We start from the raw sequence: 13288 nt of genomic DNA, 5'->3' as shown, positions 1-13288 counted from the left end.
TGCGCGTGGGGCGTGCGAGTGCCCCGCTCGCCCGCACGGGTCAACAATCGAAGGAATAACCGCCGTGTCGCTGTTCGACACCCGCGTCCCCGCTGTTCTGCTGCGGATCGACCGGAACCCCTTTCACCACGGAACCCTGGGCGCCGTACGCTCGCTCGGCCGGGCGGGGGTGGACGTGCACGTGGTCGCCGACTGCGCGGGAAGCCCGGTCCGTACGTCCCGTTTCGTACGGCAACTGCATCCGCCACCGGGACCGGACGCCTCCCTCGACGACATCGCCGCGGCGCTGCTCCGGGTCGCCGCGGGAATCGCTCGGCCGGCCGTGCTGATCCCGATGGACGACGCCGGCGCCATCGCGGTGGGGCGGCTGGACGAGGCCCTCGCACCCGCCTACCTGCTCCCCGCGCCGCCCGCCGGACTGCCCGAACGCGTCGCCGACAAGGCCGAACTGGCGGCCGTCTGTGCGGCGCTCGGCCTGCCGCACCCCCGCACGACGGTGCCCGACAGCGCCGAGCAGGCGGCCGCGGCCGCCTGGCGGCTCGGGCTGCCGGTGGTGGCGAAGTGGAGCCGGCCGTGGCTGCTGCCCACCGGAACCGGCCTGCGCAGCACGGCGCTGGTGCGCTCCACGCAGGAGGCACGGGAGTTGTACGAGCGTTCCGGGGAAGCGGGCAGCCGGCTGCTGCTGCAGGAGTTCCTGCCGCCGGGCCCCGACCGCGACTGGTTCTTCCACGGGTACGCGGACCGCTCCGGCGCCGTCCGCGCGGGCGGTCCCGGCCGCAAGCTGCACTCCTGGCCACGCGCCGCGGGCCTGACGGCCGTCGGCGCGTGGACACCCAACCCCGAGGTGCGGGCGCTCGCCGAGCGCCTCGTCGGCGAGCTCGGCTACCGCGGCATCCTGGACCTCGACTTCCGCCGCTGCGGCGCCACCGGGCGCTACCACCTGCTCGACTTCAACCCACGTCCCGGCGCCCAGTTCCGGCTCTTCGCCGACAGCGCGGGACTGGACGTCGTACGCGCCGCGCACCTGGACCTGACCCACCGCCCGCTGCCGGACGGGGCGCCGCGGCCGGGCCGGGCGTTCGTGGTCGAGAACTACGCCCCGCTCACCGCGCTCCGCCCGGCGGCCGCCGGCCGCGAACTGGCCTGGCACGCCCGCGACGACCTCGCCCCAGGTCTCGCGATGAGCGCCCTGTGGTCCCGGCACGTGCTGCGCCGGCTGCGGGGGCGCCTGCGGCGCCGGGCCACGGCGGTGACCCCGCCGCGGGTCCCGCTGGTCCGTCAGGCGCCCCCGGTGGAGCCCGGTCCGGTCGAGGTGCCGGGTCCCCTCGGAGCCCCGGGGCTCCCCGGCGACGAGAAGGACGAGAAGGCGGGCAGCCTCTGAGGGCGCCCCGGTCGTGCGGGCGCCCCGGGCGACGGTGGTTCGTCGCCCGGGGCGCCCGCATTCCGTGGACCTGGCGGCCGGGGTCTCCGGCACCAGGGGTTCTACCTGCGGTGTCCGGCTCGGCCCCGCCGGAAGAGCAGCGCACCGCCCAGGATCAACGCGGCGCCGGCACCCGAGGCGGCCAGTACGGCCTCGGTTCCGGTTTCGGGCAGGGACGGCGGGGGCTCCGGATTCTCACCGTCGGTGGGGGGTGTGCCCGTGGGCGCCGGCGGCTCGCTCGGGGACGGCGGGGGCGGGGGCGGTGTGCTGGCCGGAGGCCGGCTCGGGGTCGGCGTCGACGGAGGCGGCGTCGACGGGGGCGGCGTCGTGGCCGGAGGCGGCGGCGTCGTGGGGGTGTCGCCGTAGCCGCCTTCCTCGCCGTAGCCGTAGCCGTAGCCGGCACCGTCTCCGTAAGCGGCACCGTCGCCGTGGCCGTAACCGCCGGCGTCACCGTAGCCGTAGCCACCGGCGTCGCCGTAGCCGTAACCGCTGAGCAGGTCGTCGGTGAGGCTGCTGCCCAGGCCTGCTGCGGAACCGTCGGACGTCCCGTCGGCGCCCGGCGCCCCCGGCATGTCCTCGGACGCGTCGTCGGCCGTGCTCCCCGGCGCCCCGGTCGCCGTGCTCCCGGACGGCCCGGCTGCCGTACTCCCGGACGCTTCCGTGGCCGTGCTCCCGTACGTCCCGGCGGCCATGTCCTCCGCCGTGTCGGGAGCCGTGCTCGCCGGCATGTCCGTGGCCGTGTCGTCCAGCGTGTCGGGAGCCTTGCTCGCCGGCATGTCCGTGGCCGTGTCGTCCGCCGTGTCGGGAGCCTTGCTCCCCGACTCCGCGGTGGCCGTGTCCTGCGCCACGTCGAGGGCCGTGCTCCCGGACGTGTCGGTGGCGCTTGCGGAGGTCGAGCCGGTGCCCTGCCCGGTCCCGGCCTCCTCGGCCACCTCGGCCACGGTGCTGTCCATGGCGCGGTTCTCGGCGGGAGCGGCGTCCGCGTAGACGTCCTGCTTCAGGTCCTCGGAGAACTTCTCGTGATCGAACGCTCCGGCCGTCCCGGACGAGTCCGCTGCCTCGTCGCAGGAACTGCCGAAGGCCGGGTTCAGACCGGCGGCCCCGTCGGCGGCGTCACCGCAGGCGTTGACCGGTAGGCCGACCGGGGCCTCGAGGCTGCTGCCCGAGGCCACACCCGGCGAACTCTTGGCCGCCCCGCCCGCCGTCGAGTCGGCGAGGGCGGCGCTGCCGCACAGGGACAGCATGCTCGTCGCGGCGGCCGCCGCGACCACTCCCTTACCCAGGCTCTTTCGCAATCTCGTTGTCTTCCTGCTCGGAGGAGAGGGAAAGGCCGGCCTTGGCGAAGAGTGAGGTCGTCCAAGGCCGGCCGTGGCGCAGCCGAGCGGCTGGTGCGTTACGCCGTCAGTCGTTCTGGCAGTAGTTGCCGAACGCCGGGTTCAGCGCCGCGATCACGTTGATGGTGTTGCCGCACACGTTGACCGGAACGTGCACGGGAACCTGGACCACGTTGCCGGACAGCACACCCGGGGAACCGACGGCAGCACCCTCGGCGCCGGAGTCGGCGAAGGCCGGGGCGGCCATCCCGAGAGCCATGATCGCGCCCGCGACAAGAGCAGCGCTCTTCTTCATGAACTTTCCCTTCTCTGCGGTCATGCCTTTTGGACGGCCGAGACCGAGCGAGCACAGCTTGTACGGCTCGCACCATGACCTGCAGCCTGCAAACGAGAAATTGACAGCCGAAGAAACTATGGAACGGGTAACACCACTGAATTCACCCGATTGCTCGGTAAATAACTTCTTTCCAGTACGCCGCCGGGCGGTCCGCTGGGGGAATCAGCGGACCGCCCGGGCTGCGCGAGGGACGCCTTAGTCGCCGTTCGCCGACAGGACCGACAGGTCCTCGAGGATGTGGCTCAGCGCGGCGTCACGCTTGGTGTTCGTGGAGTTGTCCGCGCACTGCTGCTGCGTGTGGTCGGACAGGACCGGGATGTCCTGGACCACCAGACCGACGGCGGCCGCGACGCCGACGGGGACGTCCTGCACGGCGAGGCAGGGCTTGTTGAGCGACCCGTCGACCAGCGAGAGCTGGGGGCTCATGTCGCCCTTGGTCGCCGAGTTGCCGAACGACGACGACGCGCCGTTTCCGTTGGCCACGGACGGCCCGGAGTCGTCCCCGACGGCAAGCGCGTGGGGAGCGGCCGCAACCGACATACCGATGACGGAAGCGGCGGCCGCCGCGGCGACCATTGCCTTCTTGAGCACTTCGCGTTCCTTTCCTCGTAGCGACGCATGTCCTACGGCCTCATCAACCCGGGCCCGGATGATTGGTTGCGGCTGTTCACCCGGTTGGCCCGGCCGATCCGTCCAAACGCCTGATAATCACCGGGAACGACGAACACACAAAGAGCTCAGGTGTCGACCGAGAGGGTGATCGGGGGAAACCGCGCAGGGCGAGCACAGTTGTCCAGAACGCTCCGGGGACGGGGTTTCCTAAGAAAGGACTGGCCATGATCAAGAAGGTTCTTGCCACCGCTGCGATCGCCGCTTCCGTCATGGGCGCCTCCGCCGGCGCGGCACCGCAGGCGCTTGCGGTCGGTGACGACAGCGGCCCGACCGCCGCGAACGGCAACGCCGCACTGCAGAGCTTCGGCAACTCGGCCACGCACGGGAACATGAGCCCGCAGATGGCGCTGATCCAGGGCTCCTTCAACAAGCCCTGCCTCGCCGTGAACGACCTGCCCGTCGGCGTAGGCGCCCTGGGCGCCGTCCCGATCCAGGACATCCCGATCCTGTCGGACCACACGCAGCAGCAGTGTGCGGAGAACTCCACCAACGCCAAGCGCGACGGCGCGCTGGCGCACCTGCTGGAGGACGTGTCGATCCTGTCGGCCAACGGCGGGTGACATCGTCCTGAGGGCGGGCCGCCGAGCACCTCGGCGGCCCGCCCTTTCATGTGTCCGCGCCCGTGTGCGGGGTTGTCAGCCGCCGGTCGTGTACAGCGCCTCGATCTCCTTCGCGTACGCGGTCGTCACGGCGTGCCGTCTGACCTTCAGGGAGGGGGTCAGCATGCCGTTCTCCTCGGTGAACTCGCCCTCGACCAGGGTGAAGGCGCGGATCGACTCGGCGCGGGAGACGGCCTCGTTGGCGTGGTCGACGGCTCGCTGGACGGCGGCGCGCAGGCGCGGGTCCTGGCGGATCGCGGACAGGGGGGTGTCCGGGGGCATCTTGTGCATGGCCAGCCAGTGGGCGACGGCGTCGGGGTCGAGGGTGATCAAAGCGCCGACGTAGGGGCGGTTGTCGCCGACGACCAGGCACTGGCCGATCGGTGAGCGGCTGCGCAGGCGGTCCTCCAGGACCGACGGGGAGACGTTCTTGCCGCCGGAGGTGACGAGGATGTCCTTCTTGCGGCCCGTGATGGTGAGACAGCCGTCCTGGTCGAGGGCGCCGAGATCGCCGGTGGCGAACCAGCCGCCGCTGAGGACCGCGTCGGTGGCCCGCGGGTTGTTCCAGTAGGCCTCGAAGACGATGCCGCCCCTGATCAGCACCTCGCCGTCGGCCGCGATCCGGACGGCGGTGCCGGGGACCGGCGTGCCTACGGTGCCGGGGCGGGGTTCGAGGGGCGGGACGATGGTCGCGGCGGCGGTGGTCTCGGTCAGGCCGTAGCCCTCGTAGACGACGATTCCGGCGGCGTGGAAGAAGAGGGTGAGGTTGCGGTCGAGGGGGGAGCCGCCGCTGATGGCGTAGCGCAGCCGGCCGCCGAGTTCCTTGCGGATACGGCGGTAGACCAGCAGGTCGTACAGCGCCCAGGCGGCGTAGAGGCCCGGGCCGGGGCCCTTGCCGGTGCCGAGGAACTTCCTCAGGTGCGCCTGAGCGAAGCGGACGGCCGTGCGGTCCGCGCGGTCGAAGGAGGCCCCGCGGCCGATCTTCTCGGCGGTGGCGCGGCCGGTGTCGTGGATCTTCTCGAACAGGTATGGGACGCCGACCAGGAAAGTGGGCCGGAACTCCTTGAGCAGCGGGCGGAGTTCGTCCGGTTTCACGCTCGGGCAGTGGCCGATCTCGATCCGGGCCAGCAGGCAGGCGATCTGCAGGGTGCGGCCGAGTATGTGGGCGAGCGGGAGGAAGAGGAGCGTCGAGGCGGTCCGGCGGGTGACCGCCTTGAAGACCGGGTGGAGCAGTTCGACGGTGTTCGCGGCCTCCGCGTGCAGGTTGGCGTGGGTGAGGACGCAGCCCTTCGGCCTGCCGGTGGTGCCCGAGGTGTAGCAGATCGTCGCGGCAGTGCCGGGGGTGAGGGCGTCACGGCGCTTGGTGACCTCCTCGTCGGGGAGGTTCTCGCCGAGGGTGATGAGGTCGGTGAGGGCGTCGGCGTCGAGCTGCCAGACGCGGGGCGGGTGGGTGTGATCCGCCGTGCCGGAGATGACGGTGGCGGCGTTCCCGGCCGTCTCGGTGACGACGTGCCGGGCGCCCGAGTCACGGATGATCCAGTCGACCTGCGGCGCGGAGGAGGTGGGGTAGACCGGGACGGTCCGGCCGCCGGCCGCCCACACGGCGAAGTCCAGGACCGTCCACTCGTACCGGGTGCGGGACATCACGGCGACCCGGCCGCCGGGTTCGAGGCCGGCGGCGATCAGGCCCTTGGCGACCGCGGTGACCTCCTGGGCGAATGCGGCGGCGGTGACCGGGGCCCAGTCGCCGTTCTCGGTCCTGCGCCGCAGCACCACCGCGCCGGGGGCCTCGGCCGCGTTCGTGTACGGGATGTCGGCGATGCTGCCGGTGGTGAGGGGGGCGGCCATCGGCGGGGTGTGCGCCTGACGCACGGTGCCGCTGTCGTCCCTGGTCAGCTCGACCTCGGCGCGGGCCGCCAGGTCGGTGCGCTGCTTGGCCCGCTTCAGATCCCTGCGTACGCCCATGGCGGCTCCCGCGTTGCCGTGCCCGGTGTTGACGCAAGGTCAACTTACCCGGAAGTAAGGAAAGGTCAATGGGCCGCGCGCCAACTCGCCGGGCGGCCGGTGTCAGTGCGCGATGCCCGAGGCCTGGTCGATGGCCGACGCCAGCTCCCGTACCGCCTCGTCCTCGGTCCGCCGCGCCAGATCGTCCGCCTGCCGGGCGAGTTCGCGGATGCCCGGTGCGCCGGGCAGCGGGGCGTAGCGGGTGTCCTCGCGGCGCAGGGCGTCGGCGAAGTAGGCGGCCACCGCCGTGACCTGGAAGCGGGGGGAGGCGCCGCGCACGGAGTCGTCCAGGGCCGCCGTCTCGAGCCGGCCCGACTCCTCGTGCGGGGCGCGGGTGGCGGGGTCGAGCCAGCGGACGGTGGCCGTGGCGAGGTGGCCTTCGGCGCCCGGCCTGGTGCGGACCGCGTACAGGGCGGTGACCGTGTGGCCGGGGCCGACCTCGCCGCCGTCGACGCGGTCGTCGCGGAAGTCCTCGTCGGCGACCTCGCGGTTCTCGTAACCGATCAGGCGGAACCGGGCGACGGTCGCCGGGTCGAAGGCGACCTGTGCCTTGGCGTCGCGGGCGGTGAGGTCGACGTGCTGCGGGAGTTCCTCGCAGAAGACCTCACGGGCCTCCTCGGCGGTCGAGACGTAGGTCGTGTGGCCGTCGCCCCGGTCGGCGAGGCGTTCCATGAGTTCGTCGCCGTAGTCGCTGCCCACGCCCACGCCGAAGAGGGTGATGCCGTGCTCGCGACGGGCACCGCCGATGTTCGCGAGGATCGTGTCGGCCTCGGTGTCGCCGGTGTTGGCGAGGGCGTCGGAGACGAGGACGACCCGGTTGGTCGCGCCCTCGCGCAGGCCCTCGACGGCGGTCGCGTACCCGGTCTCGACCCCCGCGCCGAGGTTGGTGGACTGCTGGACCTCCAGGCCGGAGACGGCGTCGTGGACCCTGCCGCGGTTGCCGCCGAGCCGGGTCATCGGCAGGACGGTCTCGGCCTCGTCGCTGAAGGTGACCAGCGCGACGGAGTCGTCGTCGCGCAGCCGGTCGGTCATCACGCCGAGGGACTCCTTGGCGAGGTCCAGCCGGCCGGGCTCGGACATCGAGCCGGAGACGTCGAGGACGAAGGTGAGGGCGGCGGGCGGGCGTTCGCCGTCGTCGCCGGCCGGGCGCGTGGCCAGGCCGACGCGGACCAGGGACCAGTCCCGCGCGCCGGTACGGGCGCCGTCGACGGTCACCGAGAAGCCGTTGCCGTCAGGGCGTTCGTAGTCCTGGCGGAAGCTGTTGACGAACTCCTCGGGGCGGATCGTCGACGGGTGCGGCCGGCCGCCCTCGGCGAGGGTGCGCCGGGCGTAGCCGTACGAGGCGGTGTCGACGTCGAGGGCGAAGGTGGAGAGGTAGTCGGGTTCCGGTGCGAACTCGCCGTCCCTGCCGTCCTGCCGCTGCTCGCCGCTCGCCTCCCCCGAGTCGGGGGCGGGCGGGGCCGGGGCCGGGAAGCCGTCGGCCCCTTCCGCGCTGTCCGCGCGGCTGCCCTCGCCGGTGCCGCTCCCGGAGCATCCGGTCAGGAGCAGGCCGCCCGCCGTGGTGAGCGCCAGCAGCGCCCCGGCGAGGCGTCGTGTCCGGTTCCGCTTCATCTCGCGTACCCCCTGTGTCCGTTGACCGCCGTCGGGCGCCTACGTCAGTGACTGTGACGGCGCGGGGGGCCGGATCGTGCGTGACGAAGCGTTGCGCTTACGTCTCGAAGGGGCTACGGAGCGGGGCCGCCGAGACCGGTGGGTGATCTTCCGGAGACCTAGGACACCACGTCCTTGCGGGCGAAACCGCGGAAGGCCAGCGCGAACAGCACCAGGGCGTACGTCACGGAGATCGCGGTGCCCTGGATCATGCCGGACCACTGCGGCTCGGGCTGTACGGCGTCCGCCCAGGCGAACTGCCAGTGCGCGGGCAGGAAGTGGCGCCAGTCGCCGAGGGCGGTGACGGCGTCGAGGACGTTGCCGACGATGGTCAGGCCCACCGCGCCGCCGACCGCGCCGAGCGGCGCGTCCGTGCGGGTGGACAGCCAGAACGCAAGTCCCGCGGTGACCAGCTGGGACACGAAGATGTACGCCACGACCACCACCAGCCGTTGCGCGGCCGTGCCCGCGTCGAGCGCGCCGCCGGTGGGGATCTGCAACGGGCCCCAGCCGTAGGCGGCGACGCCGACGGCCAGCGCGACGACGGGCAGCAGGACCATGGCGGCCAGGCTCAGGCCGAGCCCGACGACGAGCTTGGACCACAGCAGCCTCGCCCGTGGCACGGGAGCGGCGAGCAGATAGCGCAGCGAGGACCAGCCGGCCTCCGAGGCGACGGTGTCCCCGCAGAACAGGGCGACCGGGATGACCAGCAGGAAGCCCGCCGACACGAACAGGTTCACGGCGGCGAAGTTGGCCGCCGAGGCGGTGGCCGTGTCCATCAGCGTGATGCGGTCGCCGCCGCCGTCCGGCTCGCCGCCGATCGCGAAGGCGACGACCAGCACGAAGGGCAGGACGGCGAGGATGCCGTACATGACCAGCGTGCGGCGCCGCTTGAACTGGCGGAGCAGTTCCACCCGCAGGGGCAGGGTGCGGCCCGCCCGGTAGCCCGACGCGACGTCGGTGAGAGCGGGGGTGCTCATGCGGAACCTCCGATCAGGGTGAGGAACGCGTCCTCCAGGCGTCGGTGCGGGCCAACCGAGGCGACCGGCACCTCCAGCCGGACCAGTTCGGCCACCAGCCGCGAGGCGCTGCCGCCGGTGTCCAGCCTGACCAGCAGCCCGTCACCGGTGACCACGGCCGAGGCGACGCCCGGCAGCGCGGCGACCTTCTCGGCGACCGGGTCCTCCACGGGGGTGCCCGTGCCGACGAGGAGGGTGTCGCCGGAGCCGACGATCTCGCCGACGGGGCCCGCCTGCACGAGCCGGCCCCGGTCCATCACCACGAGATGCGTGCAGGACTGCTCGACCTCCGACAGGAGGTGGCTGGAGACGATCACCGTGCGGCCGGCGGCCGCGTATCGGATCATCACCTCGCGCATCTCGCGGATCTGGGGCGGATCGAGGCCGTTGGTCGGCTCGTCCAGGATGAGCAGGTCCGGCAGGCCCAGCATGGCCTGCGCGATGGCGAGCCGCTGGCGCATGCCCTGCGAGTAGGTGCGCACCGCGCGGGCGAGCGCGTCGCCGAGGCCGGCGATCTCCAGGGCCTCGTCGAGGTGGGCGTCCTCGGTGGGGCGGCCGGTCGCCCGCCAGTACAGCTCGAGGTTCTCCCGGCCGGACAGGTGCGGCAGGAAGCCCGCGCCCTCCACGAAGGCGCCGACCCGCGACAGCACGGGCGCGCCGGGGCGGATGGCGTGGCCGAAGACGCGGATCTCGCCGCCGTCCGGCCGGATCAGTCCCATCAGCATGCGCAGGGTGGTGGTCTTGCCCGCGCCGTTGGGGCCGAGCAGGCCGAGCACCTGGCCCTTCTCCACGCGGAAGGAGAGGTCCCTGACCGCGTACCGGTCCGCCGACTTCGCGTACCGCTTGCTCAGATCCGTGATCACGAGCGGGACCTCGGAGAGCGAAGCGTCCGGTGCGGGTGTGGCGGTGCGGCGGCGGGCCGAGAGCAGCAGCGCGAGCGCGATCAGGGCACTGGCCGGCGGCAGCCACCACACCCAGGCGGGCAGCGGCGCGGCCGCCGCCGTCACACCGGGGGCCGTGGGCACCGACAGGTCGCCCTTGAGGGCGACGGTGTACGTCGCCGGGGCGGCCGGGGAGGCGTACGCCAGGTCGGTGGAGGCGAGGACCAGGCGCAGCCGGTGGCCCTTGCCGACCTCGTGGTCGACGGCGGGGAGCGTGAGCGTCACGTCCTTGCCCGCCTTCGCGCCCTCGACGCGGACGGGCGTGACCAGCTGGGAGGGCAGCACCTGCTGACGGCCGTCGGGGCCGACGTCGTACACCTTGGCGAACAGGACGGCGTCCTCGCTGCTGGAGCGGACGTGGACGGTGGCCGTCGGGGATCCGGTGATGCGCAGGTCCTCGGTCAGCGGCGCCGACTCGAACCGCGCGTGCTGGCCCGGGAAGTCGAGCGAGATGCCGACGCCGAGCGCGGAGAGCTGCGCGAGGCCGCCGCCGGCGCCGAGTCCGGGCAGGGCGGAGACGGCGGGCGGGCCGGCGCCGGGCGGGTTGTCGAACGTCTGCTCGGGTCCGGTCAGGGCCACCGGACGCCGGCCGCTGTCCAGGCCCGGGTAGGTGTCCGCGCTCGCGCCCCGCAGCAGGGCCTCGCCGTCGGTGGAGTCGACGCCGCCGGTGCGGGTGACGCGGAAGGCGGGGCCGGTGCCGGCGCCCTCGTCGCCCTTGAGGTGGCGGTCGAACCAGGCCGTGACGCGCTGCTGGGTCCGGCTCGTCTCCATGTCGCCGCCGTCGTGGCCGCCGGCGATCCAGTCGACGTCCACGGGGGCGCCGTTGGCCCGGATGGCCCGCGCCGCGGCGTCGGCCTGGCCCAGCGGGAACAGCGAGTCCGACTGGCCCTGCACCAGCAGCGTGGGGACGTCGATGCGGTCGCCGATCGCCGAAGGGGAGCGCTCCTCCAGCAGTTCGCGTGCCTCGGTGTCGGGGATGCCGGACTCGGCGACCCGCTCGTACATCTCGCACAGCCGCGGCTCGAACTTGGCGCAGCCGCCACCGGAGTTGACGAAGACGCCGGCCCACAGCTTCTTGAAGACGCCGTTCGGGAAGAGGGCGTCGGCCAGGTTCCAGTAGGTGATCGCCGGGGCGATGGCGTCCACCCGGTCGTCGTACCCCGCGGTCAGCAGCGAGATCGCGCCTCCGTAGGAGCCGCCGGCCATGCCGACGCGGGGGTCGCCGGACCTGTCGAGCTCGACCTGGGGCTGCGTGGCCAGCCAGTCGAGCAGCTTCGACACATCGGCGACCTCGCCCCGGGGGTCGTTCAGGCCGATCCTGCCGGTCGAGCCGCCGAAACCGCGTGCCGACCAGGTCAGTACCGCGTACCCGGCGCGGGCCAGGTCCTCCGCCTGCTGCCGCACGTCGTCCTTGCTGCCGCCGAAGCCGTGCGCCAGGAGCACGGCGGGGCGGCGGCCGGCGGCCGCGGTGGTGAAGTACGAGGTGTCGACGCGCACCCCGCCGGCCCCGGGCAGCACCCGGTCGGCGCGGCGCACCGCGGGCGCCTCGTCGTCGGCGACTGCCGTCCACGTACCGGCACCGGCGAGCACCACGACGGCGACCGCGGCGGCCATCAGCCGTCGTGGCCGCCGCAACAGCCCCCGCAGTCCGGGCGAGCGAAGATCCATGCGTCAACGGTACGCGGCGAACCTGCCGGCCATGGACAGCTCAGGGGCTGAACCCCGTGCCCTCCCACGGGAGTACGGGGCCGGTGCCGCGTACCGCGAGCGCGGTACGCGGCGGGGCGGGTCAGTGGTTGCGCGGGAAGCCCAGGTCCACGCCCGCGGGGGCGTCCGCCGGGTCGGGCCAGCGGGTGGTGACGACCTTGCCGCGGGTGTAGAAGTGCGTGCCGTCGTTGCCGTAGATGTGGTGGTCGCCGAAGAGGGAGTCCTTCCAGCCGCCGAAGGAGTGGTAGCCGACGGGGACCGGGATCGGCACGTTCACGCCGACCATGCCGGCCTCGACCTCCAGCTGGAAGCGGCGGGCGGCGCCGCCGTCCCGGGTGAAGATCGCGGTGCCATTGCCGAACGGGGATGCGTTGATGAGGGCGATGCCCTCCTCGTACGTCTGTGCGCGCAGCACGCACAGGACCGGGCCGAAGATCTCGTCCTGGTAGGCCTTCGCCGACGTCGGCACCTTGTCGAGCAGGGAGATGCCGATCCAGTGGCCGTCCTCGAAGCCGGCACCTTCATAGGTGTACGCCGAACCGTCGAGCACGACCTCGCAGCCCTCGGCCGCCGCGCCCTCGACGTAGGAGGCCACCTTGTCGCGGTGGACCTTGGTGATCAGCGGGCCCATCTCGGACGTCGGGTCGTTGCCGGGGCCGATCTTGATCTTCTCGGCGCGCTCGCGGATCTTGTCCACCAGCTCGTCGCCGATCGCGCCGACCGCCACCACGGCCGAGATGGCCATGCAGCGCTCGCCCGCCGAACCGTAGGCCGCCGAGACCGCCGCGTCGGCCGCCGCGTCCAGATCGGCGTCGGGCAGGACGAGCATGTGGTTCTTGGCACCGCCGAGGGCCTGGACGCGCTTGCCGTTCGCGGAGGCCGTGGTGTGGATGTGGCGGGCGATGGGGGTGGAGCCGACGAAGGACACGGCCTTGACGTCGGGGTGCTCCAGGAGGCGGTCGACGGCCACCTTGTCGCCGTGCACGACGTTGAAGACGCCGTCGGGCAGACCGGCCTCGGCCAGCAGCTCGGCGATCCTGATCGACGCCGACGGGTCCTTCTCGGACGGCTTCAGCACGAAGGTGTTGCCGGTCGCGATGGCGAGCGGGAACATCCACATCGGGACCATCGCCGGGAAGTTGAACGGCGTGATGCCGGCGACCACGCCGAGCGGCTGGCGGATGGCGGCCACGTCGACGCGGTGGGCCACCTGCGTCGACAGCTCGCCCTTGAGCTGCACGTTGATGCCGCAGGCCAGGTCGACGATCTCCAGGCCGCGGGCCACCTCGCCGAGGGCGTCGGAGTGCACCTTGCCGTGCTCGGCGGTGATCAGCTCGGCGATCTCGTCGCGGTGCGCGTCCAGCAGGGCGCGGAACTTGAAGAGGATCGAGGTGCGCTGGGCCAGCGAGGACTGGCCCCAGGTCGCGAAGGCCTCCTTGGCGGCCGCGACCGCGGCGTCCACCTCGTCGGCGGAGGCGAAGGCGACCTTCGTGGTGACCGCGCCGGTCGCCGGGTCCGTGACCGGCCCGAACGTGCCCGACGCGCCTTCGGCGGTCCTGCCGCCGATCCAGTGGTTGACGATCTTCGTCATGACCGGTTACTCCT

10 protein-coding genes are annotated in these 13288 nt (G+C 73.0%); 2 read left to right on the top strand and 8 right to left on the bottom strand.

What is annotated here, in order from left to right; genetic code table 11:
* Positions 1-64: 64 nt before the first annotated feature.
* The gene (locus tag ACGF8A_RS06885) at positions 65-1381 is read left to right on the top strand and encodes an ATP-grasp domain-containing protein (RefSeq protein ID WP_393104998.1); all 1317 of its coding nucleotides are present in this window, start codon (positions 65-67) and stop codon (positions 1379-1381) included.
* Between the two features lie 101 nt (positions 1382-1482).
* Here ACGF8A_RS06885 and ACGF8A_RS06880 read toward each other — a convergent pair whose 3' ends face one another.
* The 3 genes from ACGF8A_RS06880 to ACGF8A_RS06870 all read right to left on the bottom strand — a co-directional run bounded on the left by ACGF8A_RS06880 (position 1483) and on the right by ACGF8A_RS06870 (position 3682).
* Positions 1483-2715: a chaplin family protein gene (locus ACGF8A_RS06880; protein ID WP_393104996.1), complete on the bottom strand. Its 1233-nt coding sequence runs from the start codon at positions 2713-2715 to the stop codon at positions 1483-1485.
* A gap of 106 nt (positions 2716-2821) precedes the next feature.
* Complete coding sequence (gene chpD, locus ACGF8A_RS06875) at positions 2822-3049, bottom strand: chaplin ChpD (protein WP_393104994.1); 228 nt, start codon at positions 3047-3049, stop codon at positions 2822-2824.
* A 237-nt stretch (positions 3050-3286) separates the two neighbouring features.
* Positions 3287-3682, bottom strand: coding sequence for a rodlin (locus tag ACGF8A_RS06870; protein WP_393104992.1), 396 nt, complete (start codon positions 3680-3682; stop codon positions 3287-3289).
* Between the two features lie 245 nt (positions 3683-3927).
* Here ACGF8A_RS06870 and ACGF8A_RS06865 point away from each other — a divergent pair, with 245 nt between their 5' ends.
* Complete coding sequence (locus ACGF8A_RS06865) at positions 3928-4323, top strand: rodlin (protein ID WP_393104989.1); 396 nt, start codon at positions 3928-3930, stop codon at positions 4321-4323.
* A gap of 75 nt (positions 4324-4398) precedes the next feature.
* On the opposite strand, the gene ACGF8A_RS06860 is transcribed toward ACGF8A_RS06865, so the two are convergent.
* The 5 genes from ACGF8A_RS06860 to mmsA all read right to left on the bottom strand — a co-directional run bounded on the left by ACGF8A_RS06860 (position 4399) and on the right by mmsA (position 13274).
* Positions 4399-6327, bottom strand: a complete 1929-nt coding sequence (locus ACGF8A_RS06860) for an AMP-dependent synthetase/ligase (RefSeq protein ID WP_393104987.1) — start codon at positions 6325-6327, stop codon at positions 4399-4401.
* A 102-nt stretch (positions 6328-6429) separates the two neighbouring features.
* Entirely contained in the window at positions 6430-7977 is a 1548-nt protein-coding gene (locus tag ACGF8A_RS06855; RefSeq protein ID WP_393104985.1) for a von Willebrand factor type A domain-containing protein, read from the bottom strand.
* 158 nt (positions 7978-8135) lie between these two features.
* Entirely contained in the window at positions 8136-8996 is an 861-nt protein-coding gene (locus tag ACGF8A_RS06850; RefSeq protein WP_393104983.1) for an ABC transporter permease, read from the bottom strand.
* Positions 8993-11644: an alpha/beta fold hydrolase gene (locus ACGF8A_RS06845; protein WP_393104981.1), complete on the bottom strand. Its 2652-nt coding sequence runs from the start codon at positions 11642-11644 to the stop codon at positions 8993-8995. Before ACGF8A_RS06845 ends, ACGF8A_RS06850 begins: the two co-directional genes overlap by 4 nt.
* 121 nt (positions 11645-11765) lie before the next feature.
* Positions 11766-13274: a CoA-acylating methylmalonate-semialdehyde dehydrogenase gene (gene mmsA / locus ACGF8A_RS06840; RefSeq protein WP_393104979.1), complete on the bottom strand. Its 1509-nt coding sequence runs from the start codon at positions 13272-13274 to the stop codon at positions 11766-11768.
* Between the last annotated feature and the right edge of the window lie 14 nt (positions 13275-13288).

The sequence above is a fragment of the Streptomyces sp. NPDC047706 genome (assembly GCF_043204795.1).
GTDB lineage: Bacteria > Actinomycetota > Actinomycetes > Streptomycetales > Streptomycetaceae > Streptomyces.
This window is presented reverse-complemented; position numbering and strand designations above follow the sequence as displayed.